17 protein-coding genes are annotated in these 15,354 nt (G+C 74.2%); 11 read left to right on the top strand and 6 right to left on the bottom strand.

Features of this window, described 5'->3' with window-relative positions; translation table 11 throughout:
* The first annotated feature begins 94 nt into the window (after window positions 1–94).
* Window positions 95–622: a hypothetical protein gene (locus IF43_RS0112370; protein ID WP_030198419.1), complete on the top strand. Its 528-nt coding sequence runs from the start codon at window positions 95–97 to the stop codon at window positions 620–622.
* 101 nt (window positions 623–723) lie between these two features.
* On the opposite strand, the gene IF43_RS0112375 is transcribed toward IF43_RS0112370, so the two are convergent.
* Window positions 724–1,401 (bottom strand): DUF6445 family protein, encoded by a 678-nt coding sequence (locus IF43_RS0112375; protein ID WP_030198422.1) that lies wholly within the window; start codon window positions 1,399–1,401, stop codon window positions 724–726.
* 193 nt (window positions 1,402–1,594) lie between these two features.
* On the opposite strand from IF43_RS0112375, the gene IF43_RS0112380 reads away from it, so the two are divergent.
* Complete coding sequence (locus IF43_RS0112380) at window positions 1,595–2,074, top strand: Lrp/AsnC family transcriptional regulator (RefSeq protein ID WP_030198425.1); 480 nt, start codon at window positions 1,595–1,597, stop codon at window positions 2,072–2,074.
* Between the two features lie 134 nt (window positions 2,075–2,208).
* Complete coding sequence (locus IF43_RS0112385) at window positions 2,209–2,916, top strand: HAD family phosphatase (RefSeq protein WP_030198428.1); 708 nt, start codon at window positions 2,209–2,211, stop codon at window positions 2,914–2,916.
* A gap of 32 nt (window positions 2,917–2,948) precedes the next feature.
* Here the strand turns inward: IF43_RS0112385 and IF43_RS0112390 are convergent, their stop codons facing one another.
* On the bottom strand, window positions 2,949–3,518 hold the full coding sequence (locus IF43_RS0112390; RefSeq protein WP_030198431.1) for a helix-turn-helix domain-containing protein: 570 nt from the start codon (window positions 3,516–3,518) through the stop codon (window positions 2,949–2,951).
* A 147-nt stretch (window positions 3,519–3,665) separates the two neighbouring features.
* Here IF43_RS0112390 and IF43_RS0112395 point away from each other — a divergent pair, with 147 nt between their 5' ends.
* The 4 genes from IF43_RS0112395 to IF43_RS0112410 all read left to right on the top strand — a co-directional run bounded on the left by IF43_RS0112395 (window position 3,666) and on the right by IF43_RS0112410 (window position 7,640).
* Window positions 3,666–4,469 carry an ABC transporter permease gene (locus IF43_RS0112395; RefSeq protein WP_051795212.1) on the top strand — a complete coding sequence of 268 codons (804 nt, stop codon included), beginning with the start codon at window positions 3,666–3,668 and terminating at the stop codon, window positions 4,467–4,469.
* Window positions 4,466–5,212 carry an ABC transporter ATP-binding protein gene (locus IF43_RS0112400; RefSeq protein WP_030198436.1) on the top strand — a complete coding sequence of 249 codons (747 nt, stop codon included), beginning with the start codon at window positions 4,466–4,468 and terminating at the stop codon, window positions 5,210–5,212. Before IF43_RS0112395 ends, IF43_RS0112400 begins: the two co-directional genes overlap by 4 nt.
* 164 nt (window positions 5,213–5,376) lie before the next feature.
* Window positions 5,377–6,354 (top strand): ABC transporter substrate-binding protein, encoded by a 978-nt coding sequence (locus tag IF43_RS0112405; protein ID WP_030198439.1) that lies wholly within the window; start codon window positions 5,377–5,379, stop codon window positions 6,352–6,354.
* A gap of 176 nt (window positions 6,355–6,530) precedes the next feature.
* Window positions 6,531–7,640, top strand: coding sequence for an aryl-sulfate sulfotransferase (locus IF43_RS0112410; RefSeq protein WP_030198441.1), 1,110 nt, complete (start codon window positions 6,531–6,533; stop codon window positions 7,638–7,640).
* Here IF43_RS0112410 and IF43_RS0112415 read toward each other — a convergent pair.
* Entirely contained in the window at window positions 7,610–8,572 is a 963-nt protein-coding gene (locus tag IF43_RS0112415) for a tellurite resistance/C4-dicarboxylate transporter family protein (RefSeq protein WP_030198442.1), read from the bottom strand. The two genes, IF43_RS0112410 and IF43_RS0112415, sit on opposite strands and share 31 nt — an antisense overlap.
* Before the next feature lie 141 nt (window positions 8,573–8,713).
* Here IF43_RS0112415 and IF43_RS0112420 point away from each other — a divergent pair, with 141 nt between their 5' ends.
* The 4 genes from IF43_RS0112420 to IF43_RS0112435 all read left to right on the top strand — a co-directional run bounded on the left by IF43_RS0112420 (window position 8,714) and on the right by IF43_RS0112435 (window position 12,252).
* On the top strand, window positions 8,714–9,718 hold the full coding sequence (locus IF43_RS0112420; protein ID WP_051795213.1) for a DUF1996 domain-containing protein: 1,005 nt from the start codon (window positions 8,714–8,716) through the stop codon (window positions 9,716–9,718).
* A 114-nt stretch (window positions 9,719–9,832) separates the two neighbouring features.
* On the top strand, window positions 9,833–10,411 hold the full coding sequence (locus IF43_RS0112425; protein WP_030198446.1) for a sigma-70 family RNA polymerase sigma factor: 579 nt from the start codon (window positions 9,833–9,835) through the stop codon (window positions 10,409–10,411).
* Window positions 10,408–11,166: a zf-HC2 domain-containing protein gene (locus IF43_RS0112430; protein ID WP_078910106.1), complete on the top strand. Its 759-nt coding sequence runs from the start codon at window positions 10,408–10,410 to the stop codon at window positions 11,164–11,166. Before IF43_RS0112425 ends, IF43_RS0112430 begins: the two co-directional genes overlap by 4 nt.
* A 159-nt stretch (window positions 11,167–11,325) precedes the next feature.
* Window positions 11,326–12,252 carry an SCO0930 family lipoprotein gene (locus IF43_RS0112435; RefSeq protein WP_030198461.1) on the top strand — a complete coding sequence of 309 codons (927 nt, stop codon included), beginning with the start codon at window positions 11,326–11,328 and terminating at the stop codon, window positions 12,250–12,252.
* A 13-nt stretch (window positions 12,253–12,265) separates the two neighbouring features.
* On the opposite strand, the gene IF43_RS0112440 is transcribed toward IF43_RS0112435, so the two are convergent.
* The 3 genes from IF43_RS0112440 to IF43_RS0112450 are packed head-to-tail and all read right to left on the bottom strand — an operon-like array spanning window position 12,266 to window position 15,352.
* Window positions 12,266–13,600: an LLM class flavin-dependent oxidoreductase gene (locus IF43_RS0112440; protein ID WP_030198464.1), complete on the bottom strand. Its 1,335-nt coding sequence runs from the start codon at window positions 13,598–13,600 to the stop codon at window positions 12,266–12,268.
* Between the two features lie 52 nt (window positions 13,601–13,652).
* Entirely contained in the window at window positions 13,653–14,534 is an 882-nt protein-coding gene (locus IF43_RS0112445) for an ABC transporter permease (RefSeq protein ID WP_051795215.1), read from the bottom strand.
* Window positions 14,531–15,352 (bottom strand): ABC transporter ATP-binding protein, encoded by an 822-nt coding sequence (locus tag IF43_RS0112450; protein WP_030198468.1) that lies wholly within the window; start codon window positions 15,350–15,352, stop codon window positions 14,531–14,533. The genes IF43_RS0112445 and IF43_RS0112450 overlap by 4 nt, the downstream gene beginning before the upstream one ends.
* Between the last annotated feature and the right edge of the window lie 2 nt (window positions 15,353–15,354).

The raw sequence follows: 15,354 nt of genomic DNA on the forward strand, positions 1-15,354 counted from the left end.
TGGGGAACCGGACGGGCACCGGAGCCCGTCGGTGAGTGCAGTGGCAGTGACCGTCTGCCACCGCACGACCGAACGGGGAAGGTTCCTACCGCAGATGCCCAAGCTCCTCACCACCCGCACCGCCGCCACGGCCACCGCCGCTGCCGCCGCCCTGACGCTCGCGCTCGTGGCGACCTCGCAGGCCGACGGTCCCCGTCAGGCCACGACGACCACCCTGGCCGAGCCGGTGGCGGCCGCACCGGTCGCCGCCGCGGCCGCCGCCCCTTCGGTGTCCGGCAGCCCCGAGGGCGCTTTCAACCGCATCGCGGACTTCTACGGTGCCTACATCGACGCGGTGTACGACCACAGCGACAACGGCCGCCTCGCGAACCAGCTGCGCTCCTTCTACCTCTCGAAGTCCCTGCAGCGCAGCCTGAAGACGTGGGAGGACCACAACCACGCCGACGGCGTGCTGCGCGCCCAGAACGTGCCGCTGAAGTGGAAGGTGACCTCGGACGGCAACGGCATGGGCAAGGCCAACGCGACGATCACCCTGACCTGGAACCGCAGCGGCAGCAGCACCTCGAAGGTGCACGTCCAGGCCGACCTGCGGACGAAGAAGATCGTGGCGATCAAGGGCTGAGCCACCACCGGCGGCCGGTACGGCCGCCGCGCGGGACCGACCGGTTCCGGCACCCACGGGGGGCGCCGGGACCGGTCTTCTTCTCTCAGGCCGTCAGGCCGTCAGGCCATCCAGAAGAACACGGCGGTCATGCGCTTGTCCGCGAGCGTCTCACCCCAGTAGCCCGTGGCGCTGTGGATCAGGTTGGCCGAGTACAGCAGCAGCCGGTTGTAGCGGTGCGGGACCACCACGTCCTCGACGAAGGAGTCCGGGGCGACGAAGCGGGTGCCGAGGGCGTCGACGAGGGTGTTGTGCGGGGCCAGCACCTGGTTGCCGCCGAGTCGGCCGCCGGGCAGGGACTGGCGGTAGAAGCTGGTGCCGCACTGCTTGGGCACGGTCGGGTTGAGGTAGAGGACCGCGGCGTAGCGGCACAGGGTGCGGGAGTCGGTGTGCGGACGGGACTCGCACTCGCCGGCGCCGACGACCTGGACGCAGTTGTGGTTGAAGGTGCCGCCGCCGGCGGGGCGTTCGGGCCAGATCTCCGCCGCGCCGGTGGCCCGGCGGACCAGCCGTTCGACGTGGGCGAGCTCGTCGGGTTCGAGGCCGGGCATGGTGCGCAGGCCCGGCCAGGCCTCCGGCTTGTGCGGGTAGCCCTCGGTCCAGTCGTCGCGCTGGAGGATGCGGGCGCGGACGGCGTCCGGGTCGGGGAGGACGTCGTCGAGGACCCAGAAGTCACGGCCTCGGGTGGGCTTGCGGTACGGCAGCACCGGCAGCGGGGTGGCGCGGGGGTGTGGGGGCATGGCCGGGACCGTAGCTCCGGGCCGGTCCTCGGTCGGCAAAGCGGGGGCCAAGGTTGCGGCAAGGTCCGGCGACGGCCGGGGAGCAGAGGGCGCGAGGGGTGCTTTTAGGCCGGAAGGGATGTTTCAGGCCCGACGCCTGGGCCATCGGTATCGTTTGGGGTGCACCATTCGCTCCAGTAGAGGCCGGTGGACCATGGCGGTGGACGAACTCGACACGCGCATCCTGCGCCTGCTGATCGAGCAGCCGCGCACCAGCGTGCGCGAGTACGCCCGCATCCTCGGGATCGCCCGGGGGACGCTCCAGGCACGGCTGGACCGGTTGGAGCGGACGGGGGTGATCACGGGCACCGGTCCGGTGCTGTCCCCGGCGGCACTGGGGCACCCGGTGCTGGCGTTCGTGCACGTCGAGGTGACGCAGGGCCACCTGGACGAGGTGGGGGACGCGCTGGCGGCCGTACCGGAGATCATCGAGGCGCACTCCATCACGGGCGGCGGCGACCTGCTCACCAGGGTGGCGGCCCGGGACAACGCGCACCTGGAGGACGTCATCCAGCGGCTGATCCGGATGCCGGGCGTGGTGCGCACGCGCACGGAGGTGGCACTGCGGGAGCGGGTGGCGCACCGGCTGCTGCCGCTGGTCGAGTCCGTGGGCAGGGCCGCCCGGACGCCCTGACGTCCGGCCGGCCGGCCCGGGTACGGGCACGGGTGCGGGTACGGCACCACCGTACGGGCCGCGGGCCGGATGGAGCCGCAGACCCTGACATCCTTGGGGGGACAGGAACAGAACCGGCAGAACGGGTGCTGCGGATGCTATCCGTCATATTCGATCTCGACGGCACCCTCGTGGACAGCGAGCCGAACTACTACGAGTCCGGCTGCCGGACCCTGGCGCGGCACGGGGTCCCCGACTTCACCTGGGAGCAGCACGCGGCCTTCATCGGGGTCGGCACGCGGGAGACGCTGGCGGTCCTGCGGGAGCGGTACGGGATCGAGGCGCCGGTGGCGACGCTGCTGGACGAGCAGAACGCCGCTTACCTGGAGCTCGCCGGCCGCTCGACCGAGGTCTACGCGGAGATGCGCGGGCTCGTGGAGCGGCTGCACGCGGACGGCGTGCCGATGGCGGTGGCATCGGGGTCGTCGCGGGAGGCCATCGACGCCGTGCTGGCCGGGACGGGGCTGGCGAGGCTGCTGCCGGTGACGGTGTCGGCCGAGGAGGTGCCGCACGGCAAGCCGGCACCGGACGTGTTCCTGGAGGCGGCGCGACGGCTCGGGGCCACAGCGGCGGACTGCGTGGTGGTGGAGGACTCCGCACCCGGCGTACGTGCGGCGCACGCGGCCGGGATGGCCTGCCTGGCGGTGCCGTACGGGGCGGCGGCCGACCCGGCGTTCGCGGCCGCCGACCTGCTGTTCGCGGGCGGACAGGCGTCGTTCGACGCGGAGGCGGCGCACGCCTGGCTGCGCGCCCGGGCGGCGCCGGCCGCCGACCGGCACCGGGGGCCCACCGCCCGACCGTGAGCTCCTCCGCGGCCCGGTGGGGACGGGGGCCGTCAGGAGGACGCGATGACCAGGAGCGTCCGGGCCGCGGTCGCCGTGGCGAGGCGGCAGCGGTGCGGGACGTCGCCGCGGTGGTGGGCGCTCTGCCCGGCCCGCAGGGTCAGCGGCTCCTCGCCCTCCAACTCCAGGACGATCTCGCCCTCCAGGACGTAGAGGAAGTCCTCGCCGGGGTGTCGGAACCAGCCTCGTTCGCCCTGGCCGGGCTCGAAGTGGTGCTCGTAGGCCTCCATCAGGCCGCTGCTGCCGCCCGGGATGAGCACCCGCGCCACCTGTCCCGCCACCTCGCTGACCCGGATCACCTGGGGATCGCTCTCGTGGCTGACCGTGCCGGGACGGCCGGGGGGTCGGAGGAACGCTCCGGGAGCCACGTCGAGGGCTTCCGCGATCCGGTAGATCGAACTCAGGCTGGGCGTGGTGAGCCCGCGCTCCAACTGGCTGAGGAACGGCTGCGACAGGCCCGAGCGGGCCGCGAGCTCCGCCATGGGGACGCCGCGTTCCTTACGGCGGGCGCGGATCACCCGGCCGACCGCGAGGGCCTCGGGCGTGGGTTCGGATCGTGACACGCAGCCGAACGTACCCCACCGGTCGGACCGCCTGAGGGGCCCCGGACGGGTTTCGCACGGCTGCAACATCTCTGCAATAAGCGTGGTCAATTATTGACCTCACTTATAGACGCCTCGCGGAACGCCGCAGGCCCAAGGAGATGCCCCGTGTCTGACCCCGATCACCGCGGCGCCGACCGCGCCCCCGCCCCCGGCCCGGCGGGGCTCCGGCGCCTGCTGCCGCCGCTCGGCACCGCTGCGGCGGCCCTCGCCCTCTGGGCCGGCCTCGCCTCCTCCGGAGCCGTCGCCCCCGGCCTGCTGCCCGGCCCGGGTGCCACCCTGCACGCACTGGCCGGCGCCGCCGCCGACGGCACGCTCGCCGCCGACCTGGCCGCCAGCCTCGGCCGGGCCGGGCAGGGGTTCGCCCTCGGTGCCGCCGCCGGCAGCGCGCTGGGCTTCGCGACCGGGTACGTGCCGCGCCTGTCCGCGGCCGTGACCCCGCTCGTCTCCTTCCTCCGGCCCATCCCCGCGATCGCGCTGGTGCCCCTGGCCACCGCCTGGTTCGGCATAGGCGAGACCGCGAAACGGCTGCTCATCGCGTACGCCGTCCTGCTCGCGGTCTGGCTGTACGTGCACGACGGGGTCGCGCGGGTCCCGGTGAGCCACCTGCGCGCGGCCCGCTCGCTCGGAGCCCCGCTGCACCGCAGGTTCACGGAGGTGCTGCTCCCCGCGGCCGCCCCCGCCCTGCTGGCCGCGCTCCGGTACGGGGCCTCGGTGGCCCTGCTCGCGCTCGTCGCGGCCGAACTGGGCGGGGCGGAGGACGGGTTGGCGTACCGCCTCCAGGTGGACGGGCAGTTCCTGCGGGTGGACCGGATGTTCGCCGGGCTGCTGGTGCTGGGGCTCGTCGGGGTCCTGGTCGACCTCGCGCTGGCCGCGCTGGGCCGCCGCGTCGTCCATTGGGAGGCGCCGTGAGCCGCGAGGTGCGCCTGGAAGGGGTGTCCGTCGGGTACGGGAGCCGGGGCGACCGGCGCGGCGCGCCCGCGGTAGCGGACCTGGACGCCGCGTTCGCGGCGGGGTCGTTCACCGCGCTGCTCGGGCCGAGCGGCTGCGGGAAGTCGACCGTTCTCAATGCGGTCGCGGGGTTCGTACGGCCGGCGGGCGGCCGGATCACGGTCGGCGGGCGGACCGTCACCGAACCGGGCCCCGACCGGGGCGTGGTCTTCCAGCACTACGCGCTCTTCCCGTGGCTGAGCGCCCGCGGCAACGTCGAGTTCGCCCTGAAGCGGCTCGGCCTCGACCGGGCGGAGCGGCGGCGACGGGCCCTGACGGCGCTCGCCGAGGTCGGCCTGTCCGACGGGGCGGAGAAGCACCCCGCCCAGCTCTCCGGCGGGATGCAGCAGCGCGTGGCACTGGCCAGGGCGCTGGCGGCCGAACCCGAAGTACTGCTGATGGACGAGCCGTTCGGGGCGCTCGACGCGCTCACCCGGGCCCGCATGCAGGCCCTGCTCGTCGAACTGTGGCGGCGCACCGGCACCACGGTCCTCTTCGTCACGCACGACATCGACGAGGCGCTCGCCCTGGCGCAGCGGGTGCTCGTGCTCGGCGGCCGGCCGGGCCGGGTGGTGGCCACGCACGACGTTCCCCCTCAGGGCCCCGACCGGCTCCTTCGGGCGCGCGTCGCCGAGCAGTTGGGTGCACCTGCCGAGGTCCCCTGACCCATCCGCGCGGGACCGCCACGGATCCGCCACGGGTCGGCGTCCGGCGCACCCGGCCGGCGACGCCCACCGCTCCGCCTCCCTTTCCTCCTCGACTCCCTCAACCTCCGCTGCCTGCCGGCACTCCTCCCCCGTCACCCACTCCCCGTCTCTGGAGCCCCACCATGCTCAGACCCCGCGCGGCCCTCGCGCTCCTGCTCGGTTCGCTGCTCGCCACCCTCACCACCGGCTGCTCCGGCAGCAGCGGCGAGGGCTCCCGGCCCGTCACCGTCGCCGCCAGCGACCACCTCGGCGGAGCCCCCGTCTACCTCGCCGAGGACCGCGGGCTGTGGGCGGTCGAGGCCCGGGTACGGACCCTGGCCACCGGCCGGGACGCGCTGAACGCCGTCCTGGGCGGTCAGGCGGCCTTCGGAGTCGTCGGCGACCTGCCGGCGGTCACCGCCGCGCTCAACGGCCGCGACGTGAAGGTCCTGGCCGAGCTCTCCGCGTTCTCCGACTGGCGGCTGCTGACCCGCACCGACCGCGCCGTCACCGGTTTCGACCGCCTGCGCGGGCGCCGGGTCGGCGTACCGAGGGGCACGAACGTCGAGTACGCGCTCTCCCGGATGCTCGCCGCCGGGCACCTGACCTCCGCCGACGTCACGGTGGTCAACCTGGCCCCCAACCAGGTCCCGGCCGCCCTCGCCCGCGGCGACGTCGACGCCGGCGTCACCTTCCCCAGCTTCTACGACGCCACCCGTTCGGCCCTCGGCGCCCGCTACGCCGAGCTGCCGTTCTCCGGCTACACCGCCCGCACGCTCCTGGTCTGCGGCCCGGCGGCCGACGAGCGCACCGCCACCGCCGTGCTGCGTTCGGTCGTGCGCGCCCAGCGAGAACTGGCCGCGGACCCCGCCGCGGCCCGGCGCTCGGTCCTCGCCCAGGCCAAGGGCTCGCTGAAGGCGGCGTACGTGGAGCGCTACCAGCCCCGCTACACCTACCGCTCGACGCTGTCCGCGGACCTGCTCCGGCAGTTGCACGAGGAGGCCGTGTGGGCCAAGGCCGCCCAGGGGCTGTCCGGTCCGAGTGACGAGGCAGCGATGCGGCGCACCCTGCGGCCCGGCCCGCTCAAGGCCGTCGACCCGGCCGCCGTGACCGTCGGCTGAGCACCGCTCCGGCTTCGCGCCCGGCGTCGGGCGGTCGCCCGCCCCGACCACGCCTCCCCGAACCCACACCCCCACCCCCACCCCCACCAACACCCACACCGACACCGACACCGACCCAAAATCCCCTGATCCCCTGATCCCCTGATCCCCTGATCCACGAGGAGACACCACCCGCCATGACCGTCGACCAGAACACCCTGCGCCGCCGCGGGCTCGGCCTGCGCGCCCACGACCCGGCCCGCTCCTACGGCGGGTACACCCTGTACACCCCGATCGCCGGGCCCGGCGAGGTCCACCTCGTCGACATCGAGGGCCGCCCCGCGCACACCTGGCGCCTGCCCCACCCGCCCGGCCGGCACGGCCGGCTGCTGCCCAACGGCAACCTCTTCTACCAGGGCAAGGACACCTCCGGCCCCAGCCTGTTCCCCATCTGGGACGTCTACCACGGTGGCATCCTCCAGGAGGTGGCCCCCGACGGCACCGTGCTGCGCGAGGTGCGCCACCCGCACCACCACCACGACGCCACGGTCCTGCGCAACGGCAACCTGCTGGTCCTCGCGGTCGAGCGGCTCGACCCCGCCGACGCGGCCCGGATCCGGGGCGGCATCCCCGGCTCGGAGGCGCCCGACGGCGCCGTCTGGGGCGATGTCGTGTACGAGCTCACCTGGGACGGGGAGATCGTCTGGCGGTGGGCCGCGATCGAGCACCTCGACCCCGCCGGCACCCCGCTGAACCCGCACTTCGCCCGCGAGCACTGGCCCATGGCCAACACCGTGAACGAACTCGCCGACGGCGGGGTCGTGGTGGGCTTCCGCAGCGCCTCGACGACCGTGGCGGTGGACCGCAAGGACGGCTCGGTGCGCTGGCGGATCGGCCCCGACGTGCTGGCCCAGCAGCACTACCCGCACGAGCTTCCGGGCGGCACCGTCCTGGTCTTCGACAACGGCACGTACCGCGACACCACCTCGGTGCCCTACTCCCGGGTGCTGGAACTCGACCCGGTGACCGGCCGCCGGGTCTGGTCGTACGAGGACAACCCGCCGCAGAACTTCTACAGCCCCTACATGTCGAGCGCGCAGCGGCTGCCGAACGGCAACACCTTCGTCGCCGAGGGCTCCTTCGGCCGGCTCTTCGAGGTCACCCCGGACGGGGACGTGGTCTGGGAGTTCGTGGTGCCCGAGTTCGGTGCGTTCGGCCGGGGCGTGGGCCTGGAGTCCTCGCGCGGTGCGCAGAACGCGGTGTTCCGCGCCTACCGCTACGCGGGCGAGGAGGTCCCCTGGCTCTGACGGCGGCGCAGCGACAGCACCGTGGCGCCGGCGGTGACCACCCAGAAGCCGAGGGCGATCCACAGCAGCACCCGGCCCGTGGCGGTCAGCCAGTCGACGCCGGTGGCTGTCGCCGTGGACAGGCAGGCCGTGGCCGTCATGCCGAGCGGGAAGACGGTCGACCAGCGGCGGATGTCGTACCCGGGGCGCGGCCAGGCGGCCTCGGCCGCGAGCAGGACGACGTACCAGGCCAGGTCGAGGCCGACGAGGACGAGGGTGCCGACGCGCAGCGCGGTGTGCCCGGCCCCCGTCCACAGCGGTGAGAGGGTCAGCTTCGACCCGGCGAGCGCCGAGATGGCCAGCGCCCCGCCGGCGATCCACTGGTCGCCGGCGCCCGTCCGTACCTGCCCGAAGTCGAAGCGCAGCAGCGCCTCGACGTACAGCAGCAGACCGAGCACGAACGCCACCAGGGCCGCGCGGCCGAGCCAGTCCCCCTGACCGGCGAGGGACAGCGTGGCGGCGAGCACCGCCAGGCCCTGGGTGGCGACGCAGACGAGGAAGGCGACCCCGGGCATGCCGCGGTGCCAGTGCCGCATCACGGACAGCAGCAGCACCGGCCACAGCGCGGCGGCGACCGCGAGCAGCGCGTACGCCAGGTCCCCCCAGCCGTGCATCGAGCAGCGCACGCCCAGCACGGTGGTGGCGGCCACGGCCGTCAGGGCGGGCGGGTTGTCGGCCTCGCTGCGCCAGCGCCGCCGGTCGCCGAACAGCCGGGTCAGGAAGTCGAACGCCAGCAGGACCCACACCAGGCCCGCGAGGGCGAAGAACACCAGGGAGGGGATCTCGTAGTCCGTCAGTCGGAGGGCGACGGAGAGGATCCCGGTGGCCATGACGACGGCGCCCGCGGCGGGCGGCAGCTCGGCCCACCAGTGGCCCTGAGGGTGGTCACGCACGTTCCCAGCGGAACCCGGTACCGCCGGTTTCGCCACCCGGGTGGCGCGTTCGCGCTGTCCAGGGCGCTTCAGAGGTGGTTCCCGGCCGCATACCAAGACGGTGGTTGACGCCTGTACGGACGACCGGGGACGGTGACCGGCATGAGCACCACAACCCTCGCGGCCCGGGCCCGCGGACTGCTGCTCCCCGGGCTCTGCCTCGTCCTGGTGGGGATCCTGACGGCCGCCGTGCTCGGAGTCGCCCGCTCGGCGGGTCCGGCCTCCGCCCCGGGCGGGGTGGACGGGGCGGGTCGCCCCGTCGACCTGCGTGCGGTGCCCGCGGACCCGCCCGCCCCGGCGCCCGGCCCGGACGCCTCGACCGGGCGGGTGCGGGTGGACTGCGGGCGCAACGCGGAGGGGCACTACAACCAGGACAACCTGGTGGTCTCGCCGGGGCTGCCCGGCGGCGCGCACCACACGCATTCCTACGTCGGGAACCTCTCCGCCTCGGCGCGCTCCACGGACGGCTCCCTCGCCGCCGCCACGACGACCTGCCGCGGCGGTGACCGGTCCGTGTACTACTGGCCGGTGCTGCGCCGCCCGGACCGGCCGGCGGACCGACCGTACGAGCGGTCCGCCGGGCACGGCAACACGGGTGCGGTCCTGCCCGAGGCCTCGGTCGCGGTCGAGTTCCTGGGCAACCCGGTGAGCAAGGTGGTGCCGATGCCCCGCTTCCTGCGGGCGGTCACCGGGAACGCGGTGGCGGCGACGGCGCGGGACGACTCGCTCGTACGGGCCCGCTGGGGGTGCGCCGGCCTTCCGGACCGGGGCACCGCGTCCTATCCCCGCTGTCCGTCCGGGGACCGGATCACCCGCACCCTGCTCTTCCCCAGCTGCTGGAACGGGCTGGACACGGACAGCCCCGCGCACCGGGAGCACCTGCGCTTCCCGGCGCCGAACGGGGTGTGCCCGGCCGGCACCTTCCCCGTGCCCGCACTGCGGTTGTCCCTCTCCTACGACGTGCCGTCCGGGGCTCCGCTGGCGCTGGACTCCTTCCCCGAGCAGCGGCACAGCCCGAAGACCGACCACGCGATGTTCGTGGACGTGATGACGGACGCGGCGATGGACCGGGTGGTGGACTGCCTCAACTCGGGCCGCACCTGCTGAGGCCCCCGTGCGGCGGAGGCGGACCGTGCCGCCGCGGAAAATGCCGCGGGCACCGTTGAACCGCCCGCCCGGCCCGCGCGTGTACGGCACGTAACGCACAGAGGGAGAGGTGAGATGGCCGGACCACTGCGGCCCCGCGCACGGCGGGGCGGGGCGGAAGAGGCGCTGATCCGGACGCTGTACGAGGAGCACGGCAACGCCCTGCTCTCGTACGCGACCCGGATCACGGGCGACCGGGCCACCGCCGAGGACGTCGTGCAGGAGACCTTCATACGGGCCTGGCGGCACGCGGACGCCATGGTCAACGGGAAGGGCTCGGTACGTGGCTGGCTGCTGACCGTGGCCCGGAACATCGTCATCGACCGGGCCCGGGCCAAGGCCTCGCGGCCGCGCGAGGTCTCGGGCTCGCCGGCCGCGCCGCCGGCGGTGCGGGACCACGCCGACTCGGTGGTGGACTCGATGACCGTGCTGGCGGCACTGGACCAGCTGAAACCGGAACACCGCGACGTGCTGCACGAGTTGTACTACCGCGAGCAGAGCGTCGCCGAGGCCGCGGACACGCTCGGCATCCCCGCGGGGACCGTCAAGTCCCGTTCCCACTACGCCCTGCGTGCGCTGCGCGAGGTGTTCGCACAGGAGATCAGGCCCCGCAGGCCCCGTCGGCCCGCCGGAGCCGAGGAGGTGGTGGCATGAACGGGCAGCGGCGCCCGGAGCGGGAGCCGGACGTGGACGAGCGCCCGGACGCACACGTGAACGGCCTGCTGGGACCGTACGTGCTCGGCGTTCTGGACGCCGGTGAGGCCCGCGCGGTCGAGGCGCACCTCGGCGCGTGCGAACGGTGCAGGCGGGAAGAGGCAGAGTTCCAGGAGCTGACCCGGGCCCTGGGCGAGGTGCCGCCGGAGGCGTTCCTGGAGGGCCCGCCCGAGGGCGGCGACCTGTTGCTCCAGCGGACGCTGCGGCAGGTACGGGACGAACGCGCGAGCTCACTGCGCCGCCGCTGGGCCGTCGCCGGCCTGGCGGCGGCGGCCTCGCTGGCCGCGGTGTTCTGGCTGGGCGCCGCGACCGGCGGCGGGCGGGCTCCGGAGGCCGCGCCACCGGTTCCGGTGCCCACGGTGACGGCACCCACGCCGCCGGCGGGCACGCGGGTGGCCGCGGCCACGGACGCGTCGACCGGCGTGCGGATGACGGTGCAGGTGGTCCCGGCGGCCCACTGGGTGCGGCTGCACGCGGCGGTCACCGGGATCCCGGCCGGCGAGCGCTGCCGGTTGGTCGTCGTCGGCCGGGACGGCAGCCGGTCCGTGGCCGGCGGCTGGGTCGTGGGCACCCGGGCGGACGGCGAGGGCAAGGGCGCGGCCCTGGACGGCTCGGCCGCCGTGGATCCGGAACAGGTGCGCGCCGTCCTCGTCGAGAACGAGGCGGGCAAGCATTACGTGACCGTGCGGGTGTAGGCGCGGCACGCACCCGGGGGCCACCGCTTCGGCGGTGGCCCCTCGTGTTGTGCGCACCGGTCCGGGAATTCCCGGAACCCGTTTGAACCCTCCCTCCGGCGCCGGCGTGTTGATGGTGAGCGACAGAACGTACTGGACCATCTGATCACGGGAGTTACCATGACGAACCGGCGCAGGCTCACCCTGGCCGCGGCCGCCGCCACCGCCCTGCTGTTCGGTGCCACGGCCTGCGGCTCCGCGCAGAGCGGCGAGGCGGGCGCGGCACCGGCGAACGCCCCGGCCGGCGCGGCCGCCGAGGCAGGCGGCTACGGCAACGGGAACTCCGGGGACGGGTACGGCGGTTACGGCAGCGGCTCCGGTGCGGCCGCCGGGACCGCCTCGGGCCCGCTGTCCGTCCGGCAGGACGCGAAGCTCGGCGCGGTGGTCAACGACGCGGCCGGCTTCACGCTCTACCGGTTCGACAAGGACACCGCCAAGCCCTCGGCCTCGAACTGCAACGACGCGTGCGCCAAGGCCTGGCCGCCGGTGCCGGCGAAGACCTCGCTGCCCGGGTCGGTCCCGAAGTCCGCGGTGGGCTCCGTCAAGCGGGCCGACGGTTCCGACCAGCTGACCCTCGGCGGCTGGCCCGTCTACCGCTTCGCCAAGGACACCGCCCCCGGCCAGACGAACGGACAGGGCGTGGGCGGTACCTGGTTCGCGGTGGCCCCGGACGGGAAGAAGGCGGGCACCCCGCTGCCCGCCCTCTCCACGCTGCAGGACCAGGAACTGGGGCGGATCCTGCGGGACGGCAAGGGCCGTACGCTGTACCGCTTCACCAAGGACACCGCCTGGCCGATGAAGTCCAACTGCCTGGGCGCCTGCCTGGAGAAGTGGAAGCCGGCCAAGCCGGTCGACGTCAAGGACGTCGAGGGCGTCGACCCCAAGCTGCTGTCCGTCTACACCCGCCCGGACGGAAGCAAGCAGCTCGCCGTCGCCTGCTGGCCCCTGTACTGGTTCACCGGCGACGCCGCGCCCGGGGAGGTCAACGGGCAGGGTGTGGGCGGCACCTGGTTCGCGGTCACGCCGCAGGGGAAGCTCGCGAAGTGAGCCGTCGGGCCGCTCACCCGGTGGGGGCGAGCCGGTTCGCGGGGCGCGCCAGACCGTAGTGCTGGCGCAGGGTCCGGCCGGTGTACTCGGTGCGGAACAGCCCGCGCCGCTGCAGCACCGGCACCACCTGGTCGACGAAGTCGTCCAGGCCGCCCGGCAGGTGCGGCGGCATGATGTTGAAACCGTCCGCCGCTCCCTGCGTGAACCACGCCTCCAGCTCGTCGGCGATCTGCTCGGGGGTGCCGGCGAACACCCGGTGCCCCCGGCCGCCGCCGAGCCGGGCGATCAGCTCGCGCAGCGTGAGCCCGTCCCGGCGGGCCAGCTCGGCGACGAGCGTGAAGCGGCTCTTGTTGCCGTTGATGTCCCGCTCCTCCGGCAGTTCGGGCAGCGGGCCGTCCAGCGGGAGACCGGACAGGTCGGTGCCCAGCATGCCGGAGAGCTGGGCGAGCCCGTACTCGGGCACCTGGAGGTCGGTGAGCTCCTGCTCCAGCGCCCGGGCCTCGGCCTCCGTGGAGCCGATCACCGGGCAGATGCCGGGCAGGACCAGGAGCTGGTCGTCGGTGCGCCCGTACCGCGGCAGCCGGGACTTCAGGTCCTTGTAGAAGGCCTGGGCGTCGGCGAGGGTCTGCTGGGCGGTGAAGACGGCCTCGGCGAACTCGGCGGCGAACTCCTTGCCGTCCTCGGACGAGCCGGCCTGCACCAGCAGCGGGTAGCCCTGCGGCGACCGGGGCACGTTCAGGGCTCCGGCCACCCGGAAGTGCTCGCCGCGGTGCTCGACGGGGCGGACCTTGTCGGTGTCGGCGTACACGCCCCGCTCGCGGTCGAGGACGATCGCGTCGTCCTCCCAGCTGTCCCACAGCTTCGTCGCCACGTCGACGAACTCGCGGGCCCGGGCGTACCGGACCGCGTGGTCGAGGTGCTCCTCCCGGTTGAAGTTGCGGGCTTCGTCGACGGATCCCGAGGTCACGATGTTCCACCCGGCCCGGCCGCCGCTGAGGTGGTCGAGCGAGGCGAACTTGCGGGCGACGTGGTACGGCTCGTTGAAGGTGGTCGAGACGGTGGCGATCAGGCCGACGTGCTCGGTGACGGCGGCGAGGGCGGAGAGCAGCGTGAGGGGTTCGAAGCCGCCGAGGGCGTTGTGGCGGACCTTGCCCCACAGGGCGACGCCGTCGGCGAGGAAGACGGAGTCGAGCCGGCCGCGTTCGGCGGCGCGGGCCAGGTCCTGGAAGTAGCGGAGGTCGGTGACCCGTTCGGGCCGGGTGCGGGGGTGGCGCCAGGCCGCGTCGTGGTGGCCGGCGTTCATCAGGAAGGCGTTGAGGTGCAGGGTGCGCGGGGGCGTGGGGCTCATGGGTGTCGTCCTCGGGTCGGAGGCGGGTGGGTGGGGCGGGCCGGGGCCGGGCTCAGGCGGAGGCGGGCACGCGCCAGGCGGTGAGCCGGCGTTCGACCGAGACCAGCACCTGGTTGAAGACCAGGCCGATGACGGAGATGGTGACGATCCCGGCGTACATCTGCGGGATGGCGAAGTTGAACTGTGCGGCGTTGATGAGGTAGCCCAGGCCGGCCTTCGCGCCGATCATCTCGGCGGCGACCAGGACCAGGATGGACACGGACCCGGCCAGCCGTACGCCCGTGAACACGGTGGGCACGGAGGCGGGCAGGATGACCTTGAGGAACAGCCGCGGGGTGGACAGGTCCATGGACCGGGCGAGCTTCACGAGCGTGGGGTCGGCCGTGCGGACCGCGCTGATGGTGTTCAGCAGGACCGGCCAGGTGCAGGCGTACACGATGAGGGAGATCTTCGAGGTCTCGCCGATGCCCAGGAGCAGGACGAACACGGGCAGCAGGGCGAGGGCCGCGGTGTTGCGGAACACCTCCAGCAGCGGGCCGAGCAGGTCGGCCACGGGCCGGTACCAGCCGATGAGCAGGCCGAGGGGGACGGCCACGCCGACGGCGATGCCGAAGCCGGCGAGGGAGCGGACCAGGCTGGCGCGGGTGTTCTCGCCGAGCTGTCCGTCCGCGGCCAGTCCCCACCAGGCCCGGGCGACCTCGCTGAAGGGCGGCAGGAACGTGCGGTCGACCAGGCCCAGGCGCGGGGCGGCCTCCCACAGGAGCAGCAGGGCGGCGACGGCGACGGTCTTGAGGGCGGTCCGGCCGAGCAGGCGCAGTGCCCGGGCGCCGGCCCGGCGGTGGAGCGCGGGGGGCGCGGCGGCGGGAGCGTCGGAGGGCGGGCCGTCCGCGCGGGCGCCGGTGGCGTCCACGGCCGTTCTCGTGAGGAGGCTCATGACCGGACCAACTCCTTCTCCAACTGCTGGGCCCGCGCCACCTCGTCGTGCAGCAGCTCCCAGATCTCGCGGCGGTGGCGGCCGAACTCCGGGCTGGATCGCAGGTCGCCGGCCCCGTCGCGGTCCCCGAGGGAGACCGGCACCACCTGCTTGACCCGGCCGGGGCGGGAGGTGAGGACGGCCACCCGCTGCCCGAGGTAGACCGCCTCCTCGATGCCGTGCGTGATGAACACGACCGTCTTGCCGGTGCGTCGCCAGATGCGCAGCAGTTCGTCCTGGAGCGCCTCCCGGGTCTGGGCGTCGAGGGCCGCGAAGGGCTCGTCCATGAGCAGGACGTCCGGGTCGTACGCGAGGCTGCGGGCGATCGCGACCCGCTGCCGCATGCCGCCGGAGAGCTCGTGCGGGTGCCGGTCCTCGAAGCCGGCGAGGCCGACCAGGTCCAGGAACTCCCGCGCGCGGGAGGCGCGTTCGCGGCGCGGTACTCCGGTGGCCTCCAGCCCGAACGCGACGTTGCCGAGGGCGGTGCGCCAGGGCAGCAGGGCGTACTGCTGGAAGACGATGCCCCGGTCGAGGCCGGGGCCGTCGACCGGTCGCCCGTCCAGCAGGACCTGGCCCGTGGTGGGGCTGGTGAGGCCGCCGAGCAGGTCGAGCAGGGTGGACTTGCCGCAGCCGCTGGGGCCGACGACGACGGTGAACTCGCCGGCGGCGATGTCGAGGTCGACCCGTTCGAGGGCGGTGAACGTGCCGCCGTCCTTGCGGGGGAAGGTCTTGCCGACCCCCTCGAAGGCGATCTTCGGATGGTCGGTGCGCGCCGCCATGG

The sequence above is a fragment of the Streptomyces sp. NRRL S-87 genome (genome assembly GCF_000719335.1).
Lineage (GTDB): Bacteria > Actinomycetota > Actinomycetes > Streptomycetales > Streptomycetaceae > Streptomyces.